Annotated in this window: 1 pseudogene; it reads left to right on the plus strand. The window is 51.7% G+C overall.

The features are described 5' to 3' along the window. Nucleotides 1-72: 72 nt before the first annotated feature. Nucleotides 73-207 (plus strand): annotated as a pseudogene (locus ALO64_RS26560) (hypothetical protein); the annotation flags it as partial.

Here is a 207-nt window from a genome sequence, read left to right on the forward strand (position 1 = left end):
ATCCGCAGGGTATGCCCAATACCCTCCGTGGTGTCGTGCGTGCCCTGTTTCATTCTCATGTGGAGAAACACCATGAACGACATTGCATTGCCAAGGGCCTCGAGCCACCTGAAAGCCGATGCTTTGAATATTGGGCTTACTGAGTTTATCGAGGAGTTTGGTGACGAACTTCTGGAGTCACTCAACCGCTCCAATCCACCGGTCTAA

It is taken from the genome of Pseudomonas meliae (assembly GCF_001400515.1).
GTDB lineage: Bacteria > Pseudomonadota > Gammaproteobacteria > Pseudomonadales > Pseudomonadaceae > Aquipseudomonas > Aquipseudomonas amygdali.